Source organism: Arcticibacter sp. MXS-1 (assembly GCF_041902385.1).
Taxonomy (GTDB): Bacteria; Bacteroidota; Bacteroidia; order Sphingobacteriales; family Sphingobacteriaceae; genus Arcticibacter.
On sequence record NZ_CP169244.1, the window covers coordinates 3,771,355 to 3,793,933 of the forward strand.

General features: G+C 48.5%; 24 protein-coding genes and 1 pseudogene. 13 read left to right on the forward strand and 12 right to left on the reverse strand.

The window, feature by feature from the left end:
• Nucleotides 1-26: 26 nt before the first annotated feature.
• From ACES2C_RS16310 to ACES2C_RS16325, 4 genes are read left to right on the forward strand one after another with little or no spacing between them, the layout of a single operon-like run.
• Entirely contained in the window at nt 27-986 is a 960-nt protein-coding gene (locus ACES2C_RS16310; RefSeq protein WP_374164135.1) for a hypothetical protein, read from the forward strand.
• 6 nt (nt 987-992) lie between these two features.
• The gene (locus ACES2C_RS16315) at nt 993-1,970 is read left to right on the forward strand and encodes an oligosaccharide flippase family protein (RefSeq protein WP_374164136.1); all 978 of its coding nucleotides are present in this window, start codon (nt 993-995) and stop codon (nt 1,968-1,970) included.
• Entirely contained in the window at nt 1,955-2,335 is a 381-nt protein-coding gene (locus tag ACES2C_RS16320; RefSeq protein WP_374164137.1) for a polysaccharide biosynthesis C-terminal domain-containing protein, read from the forward strand. The genes ACES2C_RS16315 and ACES2C_RS16320 overlap by 16 nt, the downstream gene beginning before the upstream one ends.
• A gap of 10 nt (nt 2,336-2,345) precedes the next feature.
• Nucleotides 2,346-3,161, forward strand: coding sequence for an alpha-1,2-fucosyltransferase (locus ACES2C_RS16325; protein ID WP_374164138.1), 816 nt, complete (start codon nt 2,346-2,348; stop codon nt 3,159-3,161).
• Nucleotides 3,162-3,254: 93 nt separating this feature from the next.
• On the opposite strand, the gene ACES2C_RS16330 is transcribed toward ACES2C_RS16325, so the two are convergent.
• From ACES2C_RS16330 to ACES2C_RS16340, 3 genes are read right to left on the reverse strand one after another with little or no spacing between them, the layout of a single operon-like run.
• Complete coding sequence (locus ACES2C_RS16330; RefSeq protein ID WP_374164139.1) at nt 3,255-4,013, reverse strand: SGNH/GDSL hydrolase family protein; 759 nt, start codon at nt 4,011-4,013, stop codon at nt 3,255-3,257.
• A 51-nt stretch (nt 4,014-4,064) separates the two neighbouring features.
• Nucleotides 4,065-4,316 carry a hypothetical protein gene (locus ACES2C_RS16335; RefSeq protein WP_374164140.1) on the reverse strand — a complete coding sequence of 84 codons (252 nt, stop codon included), beginning with the start codon at nt 4,314-4,316 and terminating at the stop codon, nt 4,065-4,067.
• Between the two features lie 51 nt (nt 4,317-4,367).
• Entirely contained in the window at nt 4,368-5,003 is a 636-nt protein-coding gene (locus ACES2C_RS16340) for an HAD family hydrolase (RefSeq protein WP_374164141.1), read from the reverse strand.
• A gap of 65 nt (nt 5,004-5,068) precedes the next feature.
• Between ACES2C_RS16340 and ACES2C_RS16345 the strand changes: the two genes are divergently transcribed.
• The gene (locus tag ACES2C_RS16345; protein ID WP_374164142.1) at nt 5,069-5,755 is read left to right on the forward strand and encodes an NAD-dependent deacylase; all 687 of its coding nucleotides are present in this window, start codon (nt 5,069-5,071) and stop codon (nt 5,753-5,755) included.
• On the opposite strand, the gene ACES2C_RS16350 is transcribed toward ACES2C_RS16345, so the two are convergent.
• The 4 genes from ACES2C_RS16350 to ACES2C_RS16365 form a co-directional block, all read right to left on the reverse strand.
• Complete coding sequence (locus ACES2C_RS16350; protein ID WP_374164143.1) at nt 5,750-7,321, reverse strand: M1 family metallopeptidase; 1,572 nt, start codon at nt 7,319-7,321, stop codon at nt 5,750-5,752. The genes ACES2C_RS16345 and ACES2C_RS16350 overlap by 6 nt on opposite strands.
• A gap of 78 nt (nt 7,322-7,399) precedes the next feature.
• Nucleotides 7,400-8,800, reverse strand: a complete 1,401-nt coding sequence (locus tag ACES2C_RS16355; protein ID WP_374164144.1) for an MBL fold metallo-hydrolase — start codon at nt 8,798-8,800, stop codon at nt 7,400-7,402.
• A gap of 137 nt (nt 8,801-8,937) precedes the next feature.
• On the reverse strand, nt 8,938-9,615 hold the full coding sequence (locus ACES2C_RS16360; RefSeq protein WP_374164145.1) for an ABC transporter ATP-binding protein: 678 nt from the start codon (nt 9,613-9,615) through the stop codon (nt 8,938-8,940).
• 59 nt (nt 9,616-9,674) lie between these two features.
• The gene (locus ACES2C_RS16365) at nt 9,675-10,760 is read right to left on the reverse strand and encodes an ABC transporter transmembrane domain-containing protein (RefSeq protein ID WP_374164146.1); all 1,086 of its coding nucleotides are present in this window, start codon (nt 10,758-10,760) and stop codon (nt 9,675-9,677) included.
• 241 nt (nt 10,761-11,001) lie between these two features.
• Here ACES2C_RS16365 and ACES2C_RS16370 point away from each other — a divergent pair, with 241 nt between their 5' ends.
• The 3 genes and pseudogenes from ACES2C_RS16370 to ACES2C_RS16380 form a co-directional block, all read left to right on the forward strand.
• Complete coding sequence (locus ACES2C_RS16370; protein WP_374164147.1) at nt 11,002-11,685, forward strand: exonuclease domain-containing protein; 684 nt, start codon at nt 11,002-11,004, stop codon at nt 11,683-11,685.
• Entirely contained in the window at nt 11,682-13,586 is a 1,905-nt protein-coding gene (locus ACES2C_RS16375) for a DUF294 nucleotidyltransferase-like domain-containing protein (RefSeq protein WP_374164148.1), read from the forward strand. The genes ACES2C_RS16370 and ACES2C_RS16375 overlap by 4 nt, the downstream gene beginning before the upstream one ends.
• A gap of 563 nt (nt 13,587-14,149) precedes the next feature.
• Nucleotides 14,150-14,355: pseudogene (locus ACES2C_RS16380) on the forward strand (IS66 family transposase); the annotation flags it as partial.
• A gap of 402 nt (nt 14,356-14,757) precedes the next feature.
• Here the strand turns inward: ACES2C_RS16380 and ACES2C_RS16385 are convergent.
• Nucleotides 14,758-15,168 carry an ester cyclase gene (locus tag ACES2C_RS16385; protein ID WP_374164149.1) on the reverse strand — a complete coding sequence of 137 codons (411 nt, stop codon included), beginning with the start codon at nt 15,166-15,168 and terminating at the stop codon, nt 14,758-14,760.
• Nucleotides 15,169-15,244: 76 nt separating this feature from the next.
• Nucleotides 15,245-16,117, reverse strand: a complete 873-nt coding sequence (locus ACES2C_RS16390) for a helix-turn-helix domain-containing protein (protein ID WP_374164150.1) — start codon at nt 16,115-16,117, stop codon at nt 15,245-15,247.
• Between the two features lie 25 nt (nt 16,118-16,142).
• Between ACES2C_RS16390 and ACES2C_RS16395 the strand changes: the two genes are divergently transcribed.
• The gene (locus tag ACES2C_RS16395; RefSeq protein WP_374164151.1) at nt 16,143-16,937 is read left to right on the forward strand and encodes an NIPSNAP family protein; all 795 of its coding nucleotides are present in this window, start codon (nt 16,143-16,145) and stop codon (nt 16,935-16,937) included.
• A gap of 251 nt (nt 16,938-17,188) precedes the next feature.
• On the opposite strand, the gene ACES2C_RS16400 is transcribed toward ACES2C_RS16395, so the two are convergent.
• Nucleotides 17,189-19,240 carry a dihydrofolate reductase gene (locus ACES2C_RS16400; RefSeq protein WP_374164152.1) on the reverse strand — a complete coding sequence of 684 codons (2,052 nt, stop codon included), beginning with the start codon at nt 19,238-19,240 and terminating at the stop codon, nt 17,189-17,191.
• Between the two features lie 63 nt (nt 19,241-19,303).
• Nucleotides 19,304-19,525: a hypothetical protein gene (locus ACES2C_RS16405; RefSeq protein ID WP_374164153.1), complete on the reverse strand. Its 222-nt coding sequence runs from the start codon at nt 19,523-19,525 to the stop codon at nt 19,304-19,306.
• A gap of 120 nt (nt 19,526-19,645) precedes the next feature.
• On the opposite strand from ACES2C_RS16405, the gene ACES2C_RS16410 reads away from it, so the two are divergent.
• From ACES2C_RS16410 to ACES2C_RS16420, 3 genes are read left to right on the forward strand one after another with little or no spacing between them, the layout of a single operon-like run.
• On the forward strand, nt 19,646-20,119 hold the full coding sequence (locus ACES2C_RS16410) for a hypothetical protein (protein ID WP_374164154.1): 474 nt from the start codon (nt 19,646-19,648) through the stop codon (nt 20,117-20,119).
• A gap of 9 nt (nt 20,120-20,128) precedes the next feature.
• The gene (locus tag ACES2C_RS16415) at nt 20,129-20,590 is read left to right on the forward strand and encodes a DUF421 domain-containing protein (RefSeq protein ID WP_374164155.1); all 462 of its coding nucleotides are present in this window, start codon (nt 20,129-20,131) and stop codon (nt 20,588-20,590) included.
• A gap of 8 nt (nt 20,591-20,598) precedes the next feature.
• Nucleotides 20,599-20,790 carry a hypothetical protein gene (locus ACES2C_RS16420; protein WP_374164156.1) on the forward strand — a complete coding sequence of 64 codons (192 nt, stop codon included), beginning with the start codon at nt 20,599-20,601 and terminating at the stop codon, nt 20,788-20,790.
• 60 nt (nt 20,791-20,850) lie between these two features.
• On the opposite strand, the gene ACES2C_RS16425 is transcribed toward ACES2C_RS16420, so the two are convergent.
• Nucleotides 20,851-21,240, reverse strand: coding sequence for an SPW repeat protein (locus ACES2C_RS16425; RefSeq protein ID WP_374164157.1), 390 nt, complete (start codon nt 21,238-21,240; stop codon nt 20,851-20,853).
• Between the two features lie 247 nt (nt 21,241-21,487).
• Between ACES2C_RS16425 and proB the strand changes: the two genes are divergently transcribed.
• Nucleotides 21,488-22,579 carry a glutamate 5-kinase gene (proB, locus tag ACES2C_RS16430; RefSeq protein WP_374164158.1) on the forward strand — a complete coding sequence of 364 codons (1,092 nt, stop codon included), beginning with the start codon at nt 21,488-21,490 and terminating at the stop codon, nt 22,577-22,579.

Sequence of the window (22,579 nt, forward strand, 5' to 3'; positions counted from 1 at the left end):
TCGCGGGCTCCTGTAACTTAGAGAAAATGTTTGAGAAGGTTTTAAAGAAGATAATAAGCTTATATGTTTTAATAAGGCATGGTAAAAAGGACATTAGCCTCCGCTACTTCTATCGGGATACTTACTATTGTAGACTTATTCAGACCAAGTATTTCTTCCGTGACTATATCAGCAAGAAGCGCTATAAAACCATCTCTTTCGATGGCGAATTTGCCCCGGAGCTTCAGTTTGTGTTGCCTTTTGCCTATTGGCACTATAAGAACGGCACCCTGAAGAAAACAGAATCGTCCAGGTTCACCAAGGAGCTCTATTTCTTTTCGCCCGATCACAGCGAAAAGTACGAGGTCCGTACCAATGAGGGCAACTATAACTTTGAAACGCCCAGGGTGCTGTACAGTCATGATTACAACATGAGCAAATGGCTGCCTGTTCCGCTTAAGAGTCACTACCGGAACGATGTATATGTTTTTGAAAAACCCATTTTGGTGATAGCCAACCGGTACAATATGGAATGGGACGGACCGCCAATAAGCTTTTTTGATATCCCGACGCTGTCTTACCTCATCAACACCCTGAGGGAGAAGTTTACCATCGTTTACAACAGGCCCCGTCCGCAGCATATCACAACCGACAATAGTGATATTTACGATCTGAACGAATACGAGTGGCTCGAAAAGATGCATCCGGAGGTAGTCTTGCTTGAAGATCTCTATAAAGAGAACAAAGCTAATGCCAGCAACTTCAATCATCTTCAGCTGATGGTATACGCCAATTCTGAGCATTTTGTCTCCATTCACGGGGGAACAGCAACGCTCGCAAGCTATTTTGGAGGACTGAACCTCATCTTGTCGAGGAAAGGCCCGGAGCATCATTTTGGCTGCTATCATAAACTATATCCACAGCTTTCGGGCGCACGCATTTTGCATGCCCGGAACGATGATGAGTTGAAAATGTATGTGCAGAGCCATTTTGTAAAAGGGGAATAACATTAAATGAAAGAAAAAACGAACGGTTTTTATTGGCTGAAGTCGGGCTTTCTGACCATCATGCAGAACATGGCGGGAGTGCTTTTTGGCCTTGGCGGCTTTTATCTTCTGGTCCGGGTTCTGAGCAAGCATGATTTCGGCGTGTGGACGCTTTACATGTCGGCTATTACCATCCTGGAGATCGTCAGAAGCGGACTGGTACAGAATGGCCTCATTAAATTCATATCCGGCACAGAGAGCAGCGAGCACCCAAGGATCGTGTCAGCCTCCTTTGTTATAAGCGGAGGTTTAACGTTGGTCTGCATCGTCCTTAATCTCACCCTGGCGCCCTGGCTTGCCGGCTTGTGGAAGTCGCCCGAACTGGTGCACATGCTCTACGCCTTTAACGTGATGTATATCCTGTCGGGCATCCTCTCCCAGTTCAACTGCATCGAGCAGGCTAACCTCAACTATTCGGGCGTGTTTGCCAGTTCCTTTGTTCGTCAGGCTTTGTTCTTTTTGTACGTGCTGATCTGTTTTTTAACAAAGCATGAACTTAATCTCACTAATCTCGTATACATGCAGATTGTTGCGGCGTTTGTCAGCCTTCTGGTGGCCGGATACTATGTCAGGCAGCATTTATCGTTCAAATTTTCACTAAGCGTGGATTGGATAAAAAAGCTTTTTCATTACGGGAAGTATGCTTTCGGAACTTCCGTTAGCTCCATACTTTCCGGCACCATTGACCAGATGATGCTGGGCGCGCTTCTGTCGCCTGTTGCTTCTGCAGCATTCAACGTGGCGGTGCGGATCATCAATCTGGTCGATATTCCCACCAACGCCCTTGCAACCATCGTCTTTCCTCAGAGCGCCAAGCGCCTGGAGACCGAGGGCCCGGGAGCTGTGAAGTACCTGTATGAAAAATCGGTCGGCACTATTCTGGCTATCTTTATTCCGGGGCTCTTTTTTATTTTTTCTTTTCAGGCTATGTGGTTGAATTTATAGCAGGAGGAAAGTACGCTGATACAGTGCCCCTGTTGCGGATCACCGTTTTTTATTGCCTGCTGATCCCTTTCGGAAGGCAGTGCGGAACAGTACTCGATTCAGCAGGAAAAACAAAGACCACGTTCTCTATCGTTCTGTTTACGGCATCGCTTAACCTGGCCATGAATTATTTCTTCATCAGGCGTTTTGGCGTGATCGGCGCCGCCTATGCGACACTTTTATCCAACATCGTTGGCTTTGCAGCCGGCCAACTGGTATTGTACCGCGAGCTAAAAGTTAACGCAGCCAATACACTTATTTACGCTCTTCAATTTTATCCCGAGTTCATCAACAAGTATTTAAAACAGATAGTAGCTAGAAAATAGGGTAGTTTTTATGGTCGGAGTAAATTTTAAAGGACGTCTTGGCAATCAGTTGTTTCAGTTTTATTTCTTTTTGTATCTCAAGTCCCGAAACAGGAAACTAATCTATTTTTTTCCAAATCCTCATCATGCCTATATCGAAAAGTATTTTGATCTGGGATGGTACAATCTGATCCTGGGTTCTAAGGTATATTCGGTGATTACGCGCGTGCTGGCCCGGATATGGGGGTTTAAGGAAGTCTGCCTGCAAAACCTGGTGGCGCCAAAGGAGATCGAGGTTCTCGATGATGCGATTTACAACGGCTATTTTCAAACGGACTGGTATCTTAAAAGGCTTGACAAACCCTACCGGATCAGTGTGAAGAAGAAATATCGCGAGCGGTTTCAAAAGGAATTCGGATCGCTGTTCAGGGAGAACCGCACCATTGCCGTTCATATCAGAAGGACCGACTATCTCACGTACGGAAAGAGGGACATCTCGATTCCTGTCAGTTTCTTCAAACGGGAGCTGAGCAGGATCGACAATATCGATCAGTATAAAGTTATCTTTGTCAGCGACGATATTGCCTATGTTAAAGAGCAGTTCGGTACAGCTGATAATTATCTGTTTTCCGAAAACGACGAAATCACAGACTTCCAGCTGATCCAGCATGCCGACATTGCCATCATCTCAAACAGTACGTTCTCCTGGTGGGCAGCTTATCTGAGTGAGAAAGACAACAGAGTGATTGCCCCGGCCAACTGGCTCGGATTTAACGTAAAAAGGGAACATCCCAAAGGAATTATGACCGACCGGTTCATCTGGCGCGATGTCTTCCATGAAAATTAAAAGGAGCTCCCGGCTGGCTTATGGGCGCGTGTGAGCTAAAGCCGCTTAAGCAACCCTTGAGGCGCTTAAGCGGCCCTTATAATAAAAGCCGGGTTATTTGATCGCTTCCTGCCAGGCTACCGACATCAGGCGTGCTCCGGCGATACTCGGATGCACTCCGTCGGGTGTCCAGTAGGAGGCCGGTGCTGCCTTCAGGGCCTCGTCGTACACCGTCTGATAGGGGATAAAGGTAGCCTTAAAACTGTCTGCAAGTTCGCGCGCTACATATCGGTATTCATGAAAGGCGGGGAACCACGACTTATCTACCGAGGTGCCGGGCAAAACATAAGGCTCGCCAATGATCAGCTTCAGGTCCGGCAATTTTTGCTTTGTTCGCTCCAGAAGTGCCCTGAAGTCGTCTCTGTATGTTTTAATAGTGCCCGAATAGTTGCCGTTCTTCATGTGCCAGTAGTCGTTTACGCCCACCAGTATACTCAGAACCGAAGGCTTCAGCCCGATCGTATCCGTGTCCCACCTTTCGGCAAGCTGATAGACTTTATTTCCACTGATGCCCCGGTTGTATATCTTCAGGTCTTTTTGCGGGAAGTTGTTCAGGAGGTCTGCTGCTGCAAGAAAGGCATAACCGCTGCCAAGGGCTTTGACGTTATTAAACGAAGTTTCAGTCCTGGTCCGGCCTGCATCAGTGATCGAATCTCCCTGAAAGAGAATTACATCGCCTTTGTTCAGTGCTATTTTCTTTACCTTATCAGCAGCAAAAGCTGACAGAACGATATTGGGAAGGCTGAGACTTAGCAGGCCCCCAACTGCGGCTTTTTTTATAAAGCTTCTTCTTTCGGCATCGTTAGTTTTCATGCCTGAAATTTAAGCATGTACTGCCGAAAAAAGAATAGGAATAAAATATTCCTATTGCTTTAAGCGGCCTATAGCTTTGCCTACTGTCTGTATAGCTCCGCTGGTCAGCTCGCCGTCAACCAGCTTCCATTCGCCTTCGTGCTGTTCAATGGCGCCCAGATGATGCCCCTCATCATAAATCAGAAAGCGATCTCCTGAAGGCACAACTTTCAGCTTTCTGGGGCCGCCCTCACTTATTGCCGCCTCAATAAAAAAAGCGTTGCCGTCTGCCGGCTTGTTTTCTCCTGCTATATTCTCTTTCATAAGCTTGTTTGTGCTTTTCTGGTTAACAAGCTCCCGGCCGATTTGTTCCGGCTATTTCAGGTCCATGAAATACCGGGTAAGGCTCCTGAAGTCGTCAAATGCCTGGTCGTACTTGTCGACGCTGCCAAAACCGCAGGAGATGAATACGAAGGGAATGCCTGCTTTCTCGCTCTGTTCGCGGTCGCCTTCTGTGTCGCCCACGTAAACAGGGTTAAGGAGGTCATGTTTTTCGCGCAGGATCTGAATATTATGATGTTTGGGCATGAAGTTCACACCGTACGCCATCTCGTCGGTGATATATTCTTCAATACCTGCCCTTTTCATAAACACCTGAATGATGCCGGCAGGGCAGTTACTCACAATGAACAGCTTGTATCGTGAAGAAAGTTCGCGCAGGCCTTCAGCCATACCGTCGAAAAGTGTTCCTTCGCCCTGTTCCATCAGGGTGCGGCGCTGCTCATTGATCACTTTATAGATTTCGGTGCGTTCATTTTCGTCATACTCGGGGAGCGTGATTTCCAGTACCTTCCGGCCTTCCATTCCCATGAGCGGCTTGATGTCTTCTTTTGTTAAGGTCTTTTCTACTCCTGACATCTTAAGACCATTATTCCAGGATGCTACATAGAGATCCATCGGATCCCACAGGGTTCCATCCATATCGAAAATGATGCTATCTGGCTTTTTCATTATTCTTGCTAATTTGCGCGCAATATTAAGGTTAATTCCTGAAAGTCGACAAACAAGAGATTGCCATGAAAAAGAAGATCGTTATTCTGACCGGTGCCGGTATATCAGCAGAGAGCGGGTTAAATACATTCCGCGACGCCGACGGGCTGTGGGAAGGTTACGACGTAAATGATGTAGCAACGCCCGAAGCCTGGGACCGCGATCCGGTGCTGGTTCAGCACTTTTACAACCTCCGCAGAAAAGCCGTACTGGAGGCCCTGCCCAATGCAGCGCACAAGGCTCTTGTGGCGCTGGAGGCCCGATATGAAGTAACGATCATTACCCAGAACATCGACGATCTGCACGAGCGGGCCGGGTCCTCACACATCGTTCACCTGCATGGCATCATCACCAGATCGCAGTCTTCGGCAAATCCTGCTCTTACGTATCCTGTTGAAGGCTGGGAACTGAAGATGGGAGAGAAGTGCGAGCTGGGTTCTCAGCTGCGGCCCCATGTAGTATGGTTCGGCGAGCCTGTTCCGATGATCGAAGAGGCAGCTCGGCTGGCTGCGCAGGCCGACATCTTTATGATCATCGGCACATCGCTGCTTGTTTACCCGGCTGCGGGCCTGGTCAACTTCGTTCCCCGGCAGGCAAGAAAGATCCTCATTGATCCCAAAGCGCCGAAGGTTGCCGGCGTCAGCGGTATCGAGTCTGTGAAGATGAAAGCGGGCGAAGGTGTTCCGCAGGTTGTACGTGAGCTGCTGCTATAGCGGCCCCGGCTTGCTGAGAAGCCCGAACCAGGCGTCGAGTTTGAAGCCGAGGGCTTGTTCAAAAGATGCCTTCATGTCTTGCGGGGCGGGATGGCGGAACTTCCATTGGCTGAAATAGTTCCTGAACGCCTTGTTCACTCCTTCTGCTCCCACAGACTCCTGCAGGCGATATATCCACAGTGCAGGTTTGATATAAGACGCTACACTATAATCGTTGGTATTGCGGAAGGCATCAGATGGAGTATCCATAGCAGGCTTCATCGCGATCGTAGCCATTACACCGTAGGTGCGGTCCTGAAAGTCTTCGGCATTGAGCCGCCGTATATAGGCGGGGATGTTGTTTCCAAAGATAGAGTTCGCCCGGTATTTTTCGGCCTCGTAGCGCAGCTGGAAATAGGTGTTCAGGCCTTCGTCCTGCCAGGGATGGTCACGCTCGTTCGACCCGAGCATGCTCATGAACCAGTTATGTCCCACTTCGTGGGCGATCACGCCATCCAAAGACTCAGTTTTGCTGTCCGGACTGGTAATCAGGGTTACCATCGGGTACTCCATGCCGCCGCTCGAATTATTAGCAGGGCCTTCAATTGCCTGCACCACCGGGTACTCATAATCGCCTATCCATGAGCTGTATCTGGTTACAGCGTCTTTAACAAAGTCCGCACTTCTGCTCCATGGCGTGTTGTCTTTGTCGAAGAAGAATGTAAACACATCGACCTGACGTCCCGACCGGAGGCCCATCCGGTCATATTGTATGATAAAATCTTTAGAAGCGAACCAGGCAAAGTCAGGAACGCTGTCGGCCTTGTAATGGAGCGTTTTGGTTGAGGCGCCCGCTTCGGGGATATAGCGCGTCCAGCCCAGGCTGTTGCTGTCGTTATTCTTTTTTCCAGCCGCCTTATATGCTTCCAGTTCTTTTTTTGTCTGAAGAACGCCTGTAGCTGAGACTACGTAAGATGCAGGAAGAGAAATATTTACGTCGTACGAGGCGTATTCGCTATAAAACTCGCCCATATTGAGGTAGGGAAATTCGTGCCATCCCTGCTTATCGAACACAGCGGGTTTGGGATACCACTGGCAGATCATGAATTCGTTGGAGGAATAACCCGACCTGGAGAAAAAGGAGGGAAGCTTTACCTTGAAATCAGTGGCGATAGTAACGGAATCCCCGGGACGCAGAGGCGAAGGCAGCAGCACCTTCAGGATATCGATATGCTGCGGATGGGCTTCGGTCTGGGCTTTAGACCCGTTCACTGTAAAATTTAATCCCTCTATATAACCCATTGCATACTGGTTGAGCTTGCCGCGGTGCTCTTTATCTTTTTTCAGTTGCTGAAAAAGGGCCGTATTCCGGTCTTTATAGGAGTTGGGCCAGATGTGAAACCAGATAAAATCGAGCGACTGGGGCGAATTGTTCTTATAAACGATCTTCTCGTTGCCCTGCAGCGTCTTGTCCTGGTCGTTCAGGGTCACGTTGATTGTATAAGCAAGTTTCTGCTGCCAGTAGTCCTCCTGCCCGAAGGCAAGCTGCGAAAACAGGAAGCCGAAAATAAACAGGCACCTTTTCATTCTATGCGTGGGTTATTCGTTTTTAATTAAGCCTTTGCGGCAAATGTACTGATTCCGCGGGTAGGTGAAGGAATTGTTTCACAGTTCGAAGGTTTGACCTTTCCCGGGCGTGCTTACAGCATACCCCAGTTCTTTGAGCTCTGCGCCGAGAGCGCTCATAGCTGCCGGCTCTCCGTGAACCAGAAACACCTGGCGCAGAGTGCTCTCGTCCTGCTTTTTTACAAGCTCCAAAAGATCTTTGTGATCCGCATGACCGCTCAAAACGTCCGTCTGACGGATGCTGGCATATACGGCGAGTTCACGGTCGCGGATATGGACAACCGGGTCTCCCCGTAATAAGCGGTGTCCCAGTGTCCCTTTTGCACTATAGCCAATAAACAGGATGGTACAATAGTAGTTCTGAATGTTATAAAAGAGGTGGTCCTGTATTCGTCCCCCTTCGAGCATGCCGGCTGAAGAAACGATAATGGAGGGCTCGAAATAATTGGAGAGCTCGCGGCTTTCCTGCATGTTCTGCACGTAGTGGAGGTTGTCGAACTCAAATTCGTCACCACGCTGTCTGTAGAACTCCTGCGCTTCTTCGTTCAGCAGGTGATGGTATTTACGGAATATCTCCGTTGCATAATTCGCAAGGGGACTGTCGACGAAGATTTTGACGCGCGGCAGGAGACCCTCAGAGAAGATCTTGTTAAGCGAAAACACGAGTGCCTGTGTGCGCCCGATACTGAAGGCCGGGATGATCAGCCTTCCCGGATTTTTAATGCAGGTCTCTTCTATTGTTCTGAGCAGTACCTGTTGAACGGTCTCCGTGGCACTGTGGTGACGGCCACCGTAAGTTGACTCGCATACCAGGAAGTCGACCGGCGGCAGGTCTTCAGGGTCGGCAATGACGGGGTAGTCTTTCCTGCCCATATCGCCCGTAAAGGCGATCTTCCGTTTTTTTCCAGCTTCTTCAACTGTCAGCACGACAGATGCGGCACCCAAAAGATGGCCGGAAGGGATCAGCTCTGCCTCTATATCGCCATTAATCCTGAAAGGCTTGTTAAACGGAATGGTGACAAAGCGCTCCGCTGTATCCATCACATGCTTCTGCAGGTACAGAGGCGGCTTCGAGTCTGGCTGGCGGTGACGCCTGCCCCTTGCGCGTTTCCGGCTTTTATGCTGACGATTTGCGTAGATATTAACTGCATCAAGCAGCAGCAGCTCTGTTAATTCTGCAGTAGGAGCGGTGCAGAGGATCTGCCCTTCAAAGCCTTCGCGGATGAGGGTTGGTAAGTTCCCTGAGTGATCAATATGAGCGTGAGTAAGAATGACTACATCGATCTCTGCGGGATCAAAGGGAAAAAAAGCGTTTTCTTCAAGCCGCGTATCCCGCTCATAGTCGAGGCCGCAGTCTATCAGGATTTTATAGTTGTTTACTTCAAGCAGGTGCATACTGCCGGTCACCTGCCGGGCTGCACCCCATATTGTTAATTTCATTTTAAGCCACTAAGTGTTCCGGCAACAGCTTCTTTGAGCCGCGTCGTTTTGTAAGATAACCAAACAGAGGGGAAGATGTAATGGTTGTCTAAAAATCCATTGTAAAAATTCTGTAGGTCAGGCCAGATGAAGGGCCGCTAAGCTTCAAACTGCAGCTGGCTCAGATACCGGTACAGTCCCTCTTCATTTTTGATCAGTTCCTCATGTGTCCCTGATTCGGCCACTTTCCCTTTTTCCAGCACGATGATTTTGTCAGCCTCCCTGATGGTAGAAAGGCGGTGGGCAATGATAACAGAGGTGCGGTCTTTCATTAAAACTTCCAGCGCTTCCTGAACCAGCCGTTCTGACTCAGAATCAAGGGAAGAGGTTGCCTCATCCAGGATGAGGATGGCGGGGTCTTTTAGCAGCGCTCTGGCGATTGCGATGCGCTGACGCTGCCCGCCTGAAAGTTTTACGCCACGCTCGCCAACCAGCGTATCATATGCTTCAGGGAGACCCATGATGAAGTTGTGCGCATTGGCTTTCTGCGCGGCTGCGATGATCTCTTCTTCGGTAGCGTTCAGCTTGCCATAGGCGATGTTTTCGCGAATAGTGCCGCCAAATAACAGTACATCCTGGGGCACGATAGCTACCTGGTTACGGATGTCGGTCAGCGCGTACTCATCGGCGGGCTTACCATCAAATAGCACATGGCCATGCTGCGGTTCGTAAAAGCGAAGGATGAGCGAGGCGATGGTCGACTTGCCCGCGCCGCTCGGCCCCACGATGGCCACCTTTTCTCCCGCACGTGCCTCAAAGCTCAGCCCCTGCAGCACGGTGATCTCTTTTCTGGAGGGATAGGCAAAGCGGACGTTCTCAAAAGCAAGGTTCCCCTTCAGATACTGGCGGGAAGCATTCTCCTCGCTGATGATCGAGACCGGTTCATTTTTTCTCCAAGGATCTCAATTACACGTTCGCTTGACCCGAGGGCCTTTTGCACGTTGGCATAAAGCTCAGGGAAAGTACCCATTGCAGCGCCCACAAACATAGAATACAGAATATAAGTAGTGAGATTCCCAACCGACAGGTCGCCCTGCGACACCAGGACCGAGCCGTACCAGATGACGCCGACGATGGCGCCAAAAAGGCAAAATATGATGAACGAGGCAAAGCCGCCTCTGAGGGTAGCGCCCCTGAGGGCAATGCGGACTACCTCCCTGAGGCTGCGGTCGTACCGGTTAGCTTCGTACGCTTCATTTGCAAACGCCTTTACGTTGCTGATCCCCTGCAGGGTCTCTTCCACAATGGTATTTGAATCGGCCAGCTTGTCCTGTGCCTGCCGCGAGATTTTGCGGATTGTCTTGCCGAAAAACACGGCCGACACGATAAGCAAGGGCAAGATGGCCAGGTTAAACATGGTGAGTTTGGGCGATACAATGACCAGAAGGGAGATGCCTCCAACCAGAAGGACCAGTTGCCTCACCATTTCCGCCAGTGTGGTGGTGAGTGTATCCTGTATCTGGCTAAGGTCGGCGGAAAGCCTGCTGTTCAGCTCCCCCACGCGGCGATTGGCAAAAAAGTTCATCGGCAGGGTGATCAGTCTGAAGTAGGTGTCTCTCCTGATGTCTGCAATGGACTTTTCGGCCACCTCCACAAAAAAACGAATCCTGAAAAAAGAAACTACCGACTGCAGGAAGAGGATGACAAACGAGATCACGCCGATCGTGTTGATGCTGGCCGGGATCATCCAGTCTTTCGGTTCGCCCTTGGCAGCATCGATCATTGCGCCCAGCAGGGCAGGGAATGCCAGGCCGGTTAAGCTTGAAAGGAATAGGAAAACCAGACCGGTAAGGAACTTCCACCTGTAGGGACGGAGGTACGACAGCAGTCCGGCGGCTGTTTTTAATGTCTGTTTATTTATCCTGGCTTTGTTCAGTTCCTGTTCAGGTGCAGTTCCGCTATTAAATCTGTTTCGCGCCATTTTCTAGTAAGTCATGCAAAAAGTGTACAAAAATACCGTTTTTCTGGCCTGCCGCTCAGTTTGATAATCAACAGTACGTCATTTTTAGTAACAGGATGTTTACATGGAAAGGAGGCATGCTGTTTTTGTTTCGTTATTACAACAATAATTCGCGCAAGAAGTTATATTTGTGAGCGCGGTGAATGCTCTCAGTAGGAACCGTCCATACTAATCAGCAAAACGAAAGGTGAGACCGTATTTAATGTTTTTGGATACTGAGGCTTCCGGCCTGCCTAAGAAATGGAACGTTCCGTATTCGGAGGATAGCAACTGGCCCCATGTCGTTCAGGTTTCCTGGCTCATCTACACGGCCGAGGGGAAGCTGGTTAAACAGGAAGACCATTATATCGGCGACCAGGACTTTTGTTCCACTCCTTCGGCCCTTAAAATTCATGGCATCACCGAGGAGTACCGTGAAAAGAATGGTGAAGAGCGCAGCGTGGTGATGTCAAAGCTTGCTGCGGACATGATCCAGTATTCACCTCTGCTGGTAGGGCATTTCACAGAGCTTGACATCCATATGCTCGGGGCCGATTTTTACCGGACAGGAATTGAGAATCCGGTCTTGCCTTTGCCGTCTTTCTGTACAATGGTGGCCACTACCCACTATGTGCGCAACCCTCAGGTGAAGTACCTCCGGCTGGGAGAGCTCTTTTCTACCCTCTTTCACCGCAGGCTCGAAAACCAGCATAATGCCTTCTACGACGCCAGAGCAACAGCAGAATGTTTCTTTGAGCTGGTCAAAAGAGGAGATATTGACGACGAAAAAATCGAAAAGCAACAACAGGTGATGGATAAAGTTAAGCAAGAATCACGCTATCTTGGCTATGGAATTCCCGTCCTGATCGTATTTTTGCTGACGATTTTGTTTGTTTGTCTTCTATGAACCGAGCCGAGTTTCTCAAAGGAGTGATCCCTTTCAACGTACTGCCCCACGAAGTCCTCGCGGGAGTAGCCGACCTGCTGCATGAGGTAAGTTATTCAAAAGACACCCAGATCTACCAGCAGGAAGTGACCAAAATGAAAGGCGTTGACATCATCGTCAGCGGTGAGTATGAGTCGTTTTTCTATGACTCCGCGCAGAACAAGCGTCTTACGGAGAAGCACCACTCAGGTTTCTGCTATGGGGGCGTGTCGGTCCTGCTGAACCGGAAACGCTCGCTCCGGACCGTCATCGCCAAAAAGGGTACCGTCGTTTATTTTCTTCCCAGGAAAGACTTCAGGGCATTATGCCACGCGTATGAAGCGTTCTTTCACCACTTTACCGGCGAGTTTGGCAAGAGGATGCTGAACGAGGAGTTCGCGCATTTCGCAAAAAAGCCGACTTCCTTTGAGGAGAGTTACATCGCCTCAGAGCAACTGTATTCGAGGAAGATTGAAAGCGTAGGGGCACGCGACATCGTTTACTGCGATGCTTCTGCTCCTATATACGAAGCTGCGCGCCTGATGGCAGCCAATAAGACCAGCTGCATGATCGTGCGGGATGACAAGCAGAATGTAGTGGGTTATGTAACCGATATTACCCTGCGCGACAAGGTGATCGGGCAGCGGGCAGATTACAATGCCCCCGTTGAAACGGTAATAGATAACCCGGTAATGACGATCAGCAGTCAGGCCTATGTATATGAGGCTGTTCTGATGATGTTCAGTACCAAAACGCGCTATCTCCTTGTGGAAGATCAGGGCGTCTATAAAGGGATGATCAGCCGGAACCGCTTGCTGGCCGAGCAGGCCCAGTCGCCGCTTGTCTATATTCAGTCGGTTAAACTCGCACAATCGGTAGACGAACTGAAAAGCAAATGGGAGCAGGTGCCTCAGATGATCACGCAGCTGATCGGCAGGGGAGTCAACGCTGAAATAGTGAACCAGATCATTACCACGGTAGCCGATACCATTGCCCAAAAGGTGATTGAAGGTGTGATCGCCGAAATGGGCCAGCCTCCCGCAAAATTTGTATTCATGGTACTGGGGAGTGAGGGACGGAAAGAACAGACCTTGAAAACAGACCAGGACAATGCCATCATATACGAAGATAAGGCAAACGAGCACCGCGAGGAGGTAAGGGAATACTTTCTGAAGTTCGCTGACAGCGTGTCGGAGCGGCTCAACTTTATCGGCTTTAGTTTTTGTACCGGGGGATTCATGGCCAAAAATCCGGCATGGACACATTCGCTCTCACACTGGAAGCGGAATTATGAGAGCTGGATGAAAGACTCGCTTCCCGAGACGGTCATCAAGTTCTCCACTTTCTTTGATTGCCGGTATCTCTATGGCGAGATGTCGATCATGGAGGAACTGTGGGCTTTCCTTGACGAGAAACTGCAGCAGCCGATGGAGAAACTGTTTTTCTACATGGCCAGAAATGCCCTTCAGTATCAACCCCCGCTCACCTCATTCTTTAAGAATATCAGAACCATCACGGTGGGAAGCCAGGAGGTATTCGATATCAAGAAAGCGATGACGCCTATTGTAGACCTGGTGCGGGTATACGCCCTCCGGAACCGGATATTTAAAGTCAACACCGGGGAACGGCTTAAGGCGCTGAAAGAGATCGGCGTTTTTTCGGAGACGGCCTACCATGAGTTAAATCAGTCGTACTATTACCTGATGGCCATGCGCCTGCGCAGGCAGGCGAGTCAGATCATCCATGACAATGCCGAACCCGATAACTACATTGACCCTAACAGCCTGACAAAGATTGAACAGGTGACACTCAAAGAGATTTTCAAGACCATAGAGGATTTTCAGAGCCGCATCAAGATGGAGTATACCAACAGTCTTTTCTGATAAGGGCGATACGGATATGCCAGGTTTATGATAAGGATCATAAACGATCCTGACGGGCGTCATGCCGCTCTTTATGGCATCGCCTTACCTTTATACCATTGAAACGCCTTTGAGCAAAAAAAGGAGGTTGTTAATGAACATAGAAAGATAAAAGTTTTTTTACCTAAATTAATGATTAAGGAAAAGATCCCGACTGGCCATCAGTTGGGATTTATTGTGTAAGTGCCTATTTTCATCGCCGTTTGAGTGCGCAGCTTATGGAATGATTTTGTAGAAGGCGGAGCAGCGCCCAACGTTCGGCTGTCCACCCTCGCTTGCTATTGTAAAAAAGACGATTATTGTTTTTAAGAAGGAGTCCATCGATGTGGCAGTAGCTCGTTTAGCTTGTAAGCATGATGAGAAGGAATCCGTATCAGCACATCTGTGGGTCAGTCCTGGGCGTTGATATTGTTCTTTTTACAGCTCCCCATAAAGGAATAGATCATGTTATTCGTTTGCCACCCTCTTGGGAGCCCGCGAACAAAAAGTTACGCCTGCCCAGGTTATGTAAAACCTTGCATAACCTGGGCCGAAAAAATTACCTCTTTGCAGGAACACATGATGCAGCGACAAGAGCAGGCATGATCTATTCCTCCTTTGCTATCTGCTAAAAGCATGAGGTCAATCCCTCTCAGTCGTTGAAATACGCCCTGCAAATATTATGACCATTAACCCCAAGAGCATTCGTGACCTCTACCCGCAGAGTTACAAAAAACTAACCGAGTCCTAAAAGATGGGGTTTGTCGGGCGGATACGCAGAAACAAACCATTGATTATTATATTGTTTCAGATAATAAGGATGAATGACAAAATCGCGGGTGTGATCACTCTTATACGACTGGTAGGAGATCAAGCTGTCTTTTATAGAGGATATGGCGGAAGAGAGGCGCAAGAAGCTCAATAACCGTTGATTCTACAGAAGCCTGGATTTTTAAATCACATTTTAATAGATTAATACCTATTTTTGAGGGGCTCATCAGTGAAGACGATTTCATCAGTGAAGGTGCAGAACAGCGGGTTTACCGTCTAAAAGAATCAGAGGTCATCAAGACGAATGCTGATGTTTTCTACGATATTGGCTACAGCGTAACATGTAGTTTTAAATTTTTGGCCATTTCATATCCTGTCCGTGTTATTGCGATAAACTTTGCAATACGCTTATGAAGTTATTCTCGCCCCAGTGATCGGAAATCCTTCCGTGCTCCACTGCAAGAATGTCGATTACTTTTAAAGTGACGGCCTTGCCTGTAGGCGGAATGCCCATCAATTGCCCGGTATGCGTTGCGGTAATTTCTTTCCTGGTGGCCACCTTGTTGCCTTCTGCCAGCATTTCTTTGATTTCAACTTTGATATCGGAAAAGGAACGATGCAGGACCTGCGTAAAGAAATAGATCAGTCCGTCCACGCCTTCGGGCATGCCGGGAGCGCCTGAGTGATTAACAAAATAAGGACTGACTAAACCTTTCAATAATTCCATGTTGCCGCCTTCTATAACTTCCTTGTTATATCGCGTTACGATTGCTTTGTTTGCTTCTTCGTTCATCGTGATCTTTTTTCAAAATTACATGCTAAACCAAAGCCGCTTTAGTGCTGGTAGTTCAGAAAATAAGTCTAAAAGCTCAATGTAAGTAGTCTTTTGGCAGTACTCCAAAATACTGTTTAAAGGCTTTAGAAAAGCTGGAATGATTTTGATAACCGGCCTCCAGGTACACCTCTCCAGGCTTTGCTGTTTTTGAACGCAAGCGGTCTGCTGCCATCGTTAATCGTTGTATTTGCAACCAGCGCGCCGGACTTTCATGGTAAAGCTGTTCAAACTTCCTCTTGAACGTCGGAAGACTCATATGGCAAAGGAAAGCGAGTTCCGACAGGCTTAGCTGCGCCAGGCAGTGCGCTTCCATCACCTTGCGGATGCGCTCCTCCTCAGAGCTGACCATGCCGTTGCTTCGAAATTGTGCCAGGGCACCCGGCGACTTGCTTTCCAGATATAAGAGTAACTCATTCAACTTCACCCTCTGTAATGCAGGGCTCAGCATGCTCTGCTCTATCAACACATTTACGCTCTCAACATAGCCATGCAAGTAAGGATCCCGGTCGAACAGTATAAATGAACGGGAAGCGTTTTTGGGCGGGATGGCAGGCTGACTCGTTTGCTGCAATTTGAGCAATACGGCATCAGTAAAGAAGATCATCGTACTCTTGATCTGCGAATTCCTTCCTAGTCGTTCAGTGAACAGGGTATTGCCTGCTGATAGTATCAGGAGCTTACCCGGAGAGAGATGAATGGTGTCGTTCTCTACATACATCACCTTTTCGCCCTCCGTAATGAGGCTTATCATGTGCCTTTTTAATATGGCCCGCCCTTTGATTACCGCCGTTTCTGAAACATAGGGTACAAAATCGACGTCGCTTTCAACCTGCCGATGGTTTATTAAAGAATCAGGGATAGGAACCGTCTCCATGTTGGTAAAGTTACTATATTTACGTTCACACATCTTCTTTACCAGTTAAAACCAGCTTATGAAAATCTCTTACTCAAGAACACTCGCTTTTTATTTCTTTCTGCTGATAGCTGCGCTGTCAGTTTCCTCTGCTTCAGCAGTGGTGCCGCCTCAATATTTCTATCAACTCAAGATCTACCATTTTACGACGACTGCTCAGGAAAGCAGGCTGAATGACTATCTGCAAAAGGCGTATGTTCCGGCTTTGCATGCGGCAGGGATAAAGAATGTAGGGGTGCTTAAGCCGATTGCCGGACAAACGGTTGATAGTTGTATTTACGTGTTTATTCCGTTTCGTACTCAGGATGAAATGAGCAGCATAGACGATAGGCTGAATAAAAATAAGGAATATCTGAAGGCTGGCAGCAATTATCTGGATGCTGATTTTAAAAATGCCCCTTATACCCGGATTGAAACGATCATATTAAAAGCTTTTACAGGCATGCCTGCTCCGGAGGTACCGACGATTTCTGCGAAAAAGGCTGACAGGGTTTATGAGCTTCGCAGTTACGAGAGTGCCACCGAAAAATATCATGTCAATAAAGTGAGGATGTTCAATGAGGGGGACGAGATCGGTCTGTTTAAACGCCTCGGCTTTAATGCTGTCTTTTACTCGAGCGTAGTAGCGGGTTCGCACATGCCTAACCTGATGTACATGACTGCTTTTAATAACAGGGAGGACCGGGATAAACATTGGAAGGCGTTTGGAAATGATCCGCAATGGAAAACTCTCTCTGCCAGGCCAGAATACCAGAATAATGTATCGCACATTGATATTCTTTTTTTGCGGCCGGCCGACTACTCAGACTTCTGAGGCGAGCAATCGATCTATTGCCTGGCAATGCTTCCGGCACTTAAGAGCATTGCATATTACCGTCCTCTTCGCAGATGAATGCAGGTTAATCTTGTCTTACTTCATGCCAACGAACCGCTACTTTTCAACCGTTTAACTCCTTTACGAGGTGATAGTCTAAGAATTGTTGGATAGAATAGCAATGAAAAAGAGGCTGATATCAGTCCTGATACAGCCTCTTTGCAATATTTTAAATAACAAATCGTCTTTACTTAATTGATCACCGGCAGAAAGCTGTATTTCTTTCCGTACTCCATCATCTGATCATAGAATGATGCAGGGTAAGTCACTTTGACGTCGGTAATTTTTCCTCCTGTCATTACTGGTGTCAGCTTTGGCTGGATAAAGCCTTTATAAGCTTTGACGCCTAATTTTGAATAGCGATCTAGCACTTCTTTTAAAAGTTCCTGATCTACTTTTACTCCATACGTTTCGATCAGCTTTTTGCCGCCTTCGTAGTCGCCTTCAGATTTTACACGCTGGATTTCCCTCAGCAGCTGACCGAAGAGCTCGCGCAGCTTGTTGTAGTCGTTGATCCTGGTATAGGTCTTACCGTTTACCTTGATCATTTCAATGACGTTATCCTTTTTGCCCATCTGGTAGACCCACATGGCGTTCAGCTGGCGGTTGCGCATGTGCGCTTCTTCCAGGTTGTCGCCCAGCTTCAGCCGCGTGAGCTGCGAAATAAGACCGTTCATGATGTAACTGTCGTATTCTGCTTTCCCCACTTCGAGGTTCGGCATCACTCCAATCTCAATAAGCTTCGGATCGAGCACGTAGTAGAGGGCCACCAGGTCGGCACGCGCTTCCTCTAGCGCCGATGCATAGTTCTTGAGTGTTTTATCGGTTGTTTCTACTCCCGGATTGATCTGTCCTGATGCATGGCCTATACACTCGTGCATGTCTGTATGCAGGTCAGAAGACAGCGCCCCATACTTGCGGATACGGGCCTTCACCTCGTCGCCATAAGCAAATTCTTCCAGCGTACCCCCCACACTGCTTACTTCGTTGTAAGCATGAACAATATTACTCAGGGAAACGGATTTAGAGCCATGCTCCTTGCGGATCCAGTCGGCATTGGGCAGGTTAATGCCGATAGGAGTAGAGGGAGCTGCATCGCCAGCCTCTGAAATGACTGTGATGGCTTTCGCTGTAATGCCTTTTACCTGCTTCTTCTTATGCTCGGGCATTAAAGGCGAGTGGTCTTCGAACCATTGCGCCTGGCTGGCTATGGCTTTAATTCTTTTCGTTGCTTCGAAATCTTTAAGCGAAACTACGCTTTCAAAGCTTCCGCGTTTTCCAATAGCATCGTTATAGACTTCAATGAATCCGTTTGTTGCATCAATGGTGGAAGCGGTATCGGCTACCCAGGCAATGCTGTAAGCGTCAAAATCTTTCAGATCGCCGGTCTGGTAAAACTTGATCAGCTTCTTAAGGGCATTGCGCTGCTGCTCATTTTCGGCCACGGTACTTGCCTTATCAAGCCAGTACACGATCTTGCTGAGCGCCTCCCCGTACATTCCGCCAACTTTCCAGGTCTTCTCCGTGATCCTGCCGTTTTGTTTTACGAGCTTGGAGTTGATGCCCCATGAGGGTGCGTTGCCATTTGTGCTGAATGTGGAGTAGAAGTCTTCAACCTCCTTCTGCGTTACTCCCTCATAAAAATTGTTAGAGGAAGCTACGATATTGTCTTTATCTGGCGAGAGATCGACCATCTTAGGCTGGAACGCAGGGTCGAAGATAATGGGCCGCAGGCGGCTGAGGAACGCCTCTGTTGTTTCTCCTTTTTGCTTCGGGAAACCGGCGGCATCTGACTTCTTTACCAGCTCGCTGAAATAGGCGAAAGAATGGCCCGGAATGAACTTCTCGTTGCCATAATGGTGATGGTTGCCATTGCTGAACCAGAACCGGCCGCAATACTCCCTGAACTTGTTCCAGTTGTCTGACTTACGGTCGCCTTGATAGGTGCTGTAGATGTTCTCAATGGTCTTCCGGATGAGGAGGTTATACTTGCCTCTCTGATCATAGATGATATCGCGTCCGGATAAGCCGGCCTCGGTAAGATAGTATGCAAGTTTCTTCTGTTGCAGTGTGAGCTTTTCGAAGCCGGGGACCTGGTATCGTAAAAGCTGCAAATCTGCAAATGCTTCTGCAGTCACCTTAAAATCCTTCGGTGCTTTAGCCTGGGCGCTAACCTGTTCGCTGATGCTGCAAACGCCAATGGAAGAAACAGCGGCAGCCGTGAGCAAAGACTTAAATTTCATATAGTACCTTCGTTTAAAAATAACGAAGGTACTCATTTATCTTTGCTTCAGCTGTATGGAATCCTATTCGTTTCCCTGGTCTACGTGTCCTGCTGGAGGGCTGCCCGCCTGGTTAGGAGCCTTCTTATCTTCCGGGCCTGGCTTCAGGGTGTCCAGCTGATCTTCCTGCCGTGCACCTTTTCTGATCAGGTCTTCACCGCCTTCCCCGGGCAGCTTCGGGTCGCTTCCTTTCCCTTTTGGCTTGTTCTCGGGTGCGTTCCATTGATTTCCGTCTTGTGTGCTCATAGTTGTAGTGTTTATGTGATTAACAAGCGGCTGCCGGCTTTGTTGTCATTTTCTGCTGTCGACAGCTGGTTATCGCAAAACAAAGGGATGGCTTTTTAGTTAGGAGCATATAGGAACCTCATGGAAAAAAAACTATCGGATCTGGAAGCGTATACCGACTTTGAGCGGGCAGAATGGCCTGTATTACGGATAGGGTGGGTGGCCATGGGCCTTTTTCTCCTGGCAGGCGTGCTCGGTCTTTTTGGTACGGGACTCTTTACTGAGCGCACAGAAGGCGATGCAACGTTGTCGGTACGTTACGAACGGTATCTCAGGTATTCCATGAGCTCGGAAATAAATATCCATACAAGCGGCTTGGCGCGCGACTCTTCTCTCTGGATCAACTCTGATTACCTGAAAAAGGCGATGATCACTTCTGTGAACCCTGAGCCCGAGTCGATGGACCAGCTCGATGGAATGCTTCGTCTGAAGTTTGCCTCCCGCTTCCCGTCGGATATTACCATCTATCTGCAGCCCGAAGACTGGGGCCGTCAGGAGCTCACTATCCGCCTGAACGGCAGGAAAAAGACCATCAAACAGTTTATATATTTTTAGGAGCTTGATATGGATTCTATCATTCTGCGTTCCGCCGTTATCTACATTTTTATATTCATCATCCTTCGCCTGGGCGGCAAACGTACAGTAGGCGAGATGACGACCTTTGATCTGGTGCTGCTTCTCATCATCAGTGAGGCAACCCAACAGGCGCTCCTTGATGACGACCGCTCTATCACCGGGGGGATGATGGCCATTACCACCCTGGTGTTCATTGATATTGTCGTGTCCCTTTTTACGAATCGTTACAAAAGCCTCGATAACATCCTGAACGGTGTCCCGCTGATCATTGTGAAAGACGGTAAGCCCCTGATGGAGCGAATTGAGAAATCAAGGCTTCAGCTTGACGACATACTGGAAGCTGGACGTAAATTTCAGGGGGTTGAGAGCCTTGATCAGATCCGCTACGCTGTTCTGGAAAAGGATGGCACTATTAGTATTATTCCCAAAGAACGAACTACCACCGAATAACATACACTATGGCATCCGATTTTTTTATGATCCTGATAGATGGAAAACCAACGCGGTTTGAAAAAAGAAGAGTAATTGAGATAGCACCATATCCCGGAGGAACAAAGCTCACCATAGAAGCCTCTCATACCGAGGAGGAGCCTCTTATTTATTTCACCCCCGAGGAGTATGATATGGTGATGAAGTCGTACCTGGGATAGAATAAAAAGTAAAGGCAGGCTCAGCGGCCTGCCTTTACTTTTTATTCTTTTAATTAAAGACTAATGGGCATGACGGACCCCGGTAGTATGTGCATAGTGACTGGTGTGCGGAGTGCGTGCGGTGAAGAGTCCGGCTCCAATTTCCATGATACCCAGTATCAGGTGCGGCAGATAGACCTCAGAGGCGAACCCGAACAGCCATGGAGATGCTGCCAGCACGATCCCTGCAAGGATATCCATCGTCAGGTGGGTAGACATGGAGATGGTCTTTGACAAGTCTGCCTCGTAGTTGGTAAAGAAAGATAACAGGATGATCATGGCGCCGACGATCATGGGAACATATTGCGCCGCTCCTCCGTCGTTAAAGTTTAACAGCCAGGGGGCTGCCAGTAAGAAAATTCCCATTAAGTAATCTAATACTCCGTGGAAACGGGTGCTGATAAATCTCATAATTCTGATTTTTGTTTTACATAGGTTTACACCATGATGTTCAAATCCTGTACCAGAACGGCATCACGGGGTCAACGCCCTCCTTAAACAGGTATTTCTCCCCCGCTTTCAACGCATTTGTGCGTGCCGCTCATGCATCTTTCTTCTGATCATGTCCTGACTGTTCGACGCCCGCGAGGATATACAATTAAATTCGTGCCCCTTTGAGTGCTCAGCTCACCGATGTTTTTCTTAGTTTTAAGGCTGTATGGACTTAAACTATAAGCGCATCGTGATCAAGATAGGGTCTAACGTACTGACCCGTGATGACGGACTTCCTGATATTGAGCGGATTGAACATATTGCAGGACAGGTTGCTGCTCTCAAAGAGCAGGACAAAGAGGTGATCATTGTTTCTTCGGGCGCTGTTGCATCAGGCAGGAGCGTACTTTCGTCTGTAGGTGAGAAGTTTGATGCTGTGGCAACCCGTCAGCTTTTTGCCGCTATCGGTCAGGTGAAGCTCATCAATACCTACTCCGAGAAGTTTGGTAATCATGGCTTGCTCTGTGCGCAGGTCCTGGTTACGCGTGAGGACTTTCGCGACCGGCTTCACTATCTGAATATGAAGAATTGCTTCGGCATTCTACTTCAGAATAATGTGATCCCTATTGTGAATGAAAACGACGTGATCTCGGTCACCGAGCTGATGTTCACTGATAATGATGAGCTGGCAGGCCTGATCGCGTCCATGCTCAGAGCCGATGCGCTCATCATCCTGACAAATGTCGACGGCATCTTTAACGGGGATCCTTCTTTGCCCGGCGCCGAGGTGATCCGGTACGTGGATCCTTCTTTTTCTGATTTCAGCAGCTTTATCACCACCAGGAAATCTCAGTTCGGCAGGGGAGGAATGGTTACCAAGTCGGGCATTGCGCATAAAACAGCTAAACTCGGTATAGCGGTTCATATTGCCAATGGTAAAACAGAGGATGTGCTCCTGAAGCTTGTCAGCGACGAGGTGCTCAATACCTGCTTTGTGCCGGCACGCAAGGCCTCCGGAAAGAAGCGCTGGATTGCCAGCTCTGAGAACTATGCAAAAGGAGTGGTGCAGATCAATGCTGGTGCCCGGCAGGCGCTGTTGTCTTCAAGGGCAAGCAGTCTTCTTCCGGTTGGTGTAGTGGCCATCCTACAGGACTTTAAAAAGGGTGACATCATCAAACTGGTGGACGAGAGCCTGCACCAGGTGGGCCTCGGAATTGCTGAATATGGATCAGAGAAGGCAAGCGCACTTATTGGCCTGCAGAATCAAAAAGCGCTGGTTCATTACGATTATTTGTTTATAAATCCCGACATTAGTTAG

Coding starts and splice junctions, on each gene's coding strand:
- ACES2C_RS16310 (WP_374164135.1), top strand. CDS start 27: ATGTTTGAGAAGGTTTTAAAGAAGATAATAAGCTTATATGTTTTAATA.
- ACES2C_RS16315 (WP_374164136.1), top strand. CDS start 993: ATGAAAGAAAAAACGAACGGTTTTTATTGGCTGAAGTCGGGCTTTCTG.
- ACES2C_RS16325 (WP_374164138.1), top strand. CDS start 2,346: ATGGTCGGAGTAAATTTTAAAGGACGTCTTGGCAATCAGTTGTTTCAG.
- ACES2C_RS16330 (WP_374164139.1), bottom strand. CDS start 4,013: ATGAAAACTAACGATGCCGAAAGAAGAAGCTTTATAAAAAAAGCCGCA.
- ACES2C_RS16335 (WP_374164140.1), bottom strand. CDS start 4,316: ATGAAAGAGAATATAGCAGGAGAAAACAAGCCGGCAGACGGCAACGCT.
- ACES2C_RS16340 (WP_374164141.1), bottom strand. CDS start 5,003: ATGAAAAAGCCAGATAGCATCATTTTCGATATGGATGGAACCCTGTGG.
- ACES2C_RS16345 (WP_374164142.1), top strand. CDS start 5,069: ATGAAAAAGAAGATCGTTATTCTGACCGGTGCCGGTATATCAGCAGAG.
- ACES2C_RS16350 (WP_374164143.1), bottom strand. CDS start 7,321: ATGAAAAGGTGCCTGTTTATTTTCGGCTTCCTGTTTTCGCAGCTTGCC.
- ACES2C_RS16355 (WP_374164144.1), bottom strand. CDS start 8,800: ATGAAATTAACAATATGGGGTGCAGCCCGGCAGGTGACCGGCAGTATG.
- ACES2C_RS16365 (WP_374164146.1), bottom strand. CDS start 10,760: ATGGCGCGAAACAGATTTAATAGCGGAACTGCACCTGAACAGGAACTG.
- ACES2C_RS16370 (WP_374164147.1), top strand. CDS start 11,002: ATGTTTTTGGATACTGAGGCTTCCGGCCTGCCTAAGAAATGGAACGTT.
- ACES2C_RS16375 (WP_374164148.1), top strand. CDS start 11,682: ATGAACCGAGCCGAGTTTCTCAAAGGAGTGATCCCTTTCAACGTACTG.
- ACES2C_RS16385 (WP_374164149.1), bottom strand. CDS start 15,168: ATGAACGAAGAAGCAAACAAAGCAATCGTAACGCGATATAACAAGGAA.
- ACES2C_RS16390 (WP_374164150.1), bottom strand. CDS start 16,117: ATGTGTGAACGTAAATATAGTAACTTTACCAACATGGAGACGGTTCCT.
- ACES2C_RS16395 (WP_374164151.1), top strand. CDS start 16,143: ATGAAAATCTCTTACTCAAGAACACTCGCTTTTTATTTCTTTCTGCTG.
- ACES2C_RS16400 (WP_374164152.1), bottom strand. CDS start 19,240: ATGAAATTTAAGTCTTTGCTCACGGCTGCCGCTGTTTCTTCCATTGGC.
- ACES2C_RS16405 (WP_374164153.1), bottom strand. CDS start 19,525: ATGAGCACACAAGACGGAAATCAATGGAACGCACCCGAGAACAAGCCA.
- ACES2C_RS16410 (WP_374164154.1), top strand. CDS start 19,646: ATGGAAAAAAAACTATCGGATCTGGAAGCGTATACCGACTTTGAGCGG.
- ACES2C_RS16415 (WP_374164155.1), top strand. CDS start 20,129: ATGGATTCTATCATTCTGCGTTCCGCCGTTATCTACATTTTTATATTC.
- ACES2C_RS16420 (WP_374164156.1), top strand. CDS start 20,599: ATGGCATCCGATTTTTTTATGATCCTGATAGATGGAAAACCAACGCGG.
- ACES2C_RS16425 (WP_374164157.1), bottom strand. CDS start 21,240: ATGAGATTTATCAGCACCCGTTTCCACGGAGTATTAGATTACTTAATG.
- proB (WP_374164158.1), top strand. CDS start 21,488: ATGGACTTAAACTATAAGCGCATCGTGATCAAGATAGGGTCTAACGTA.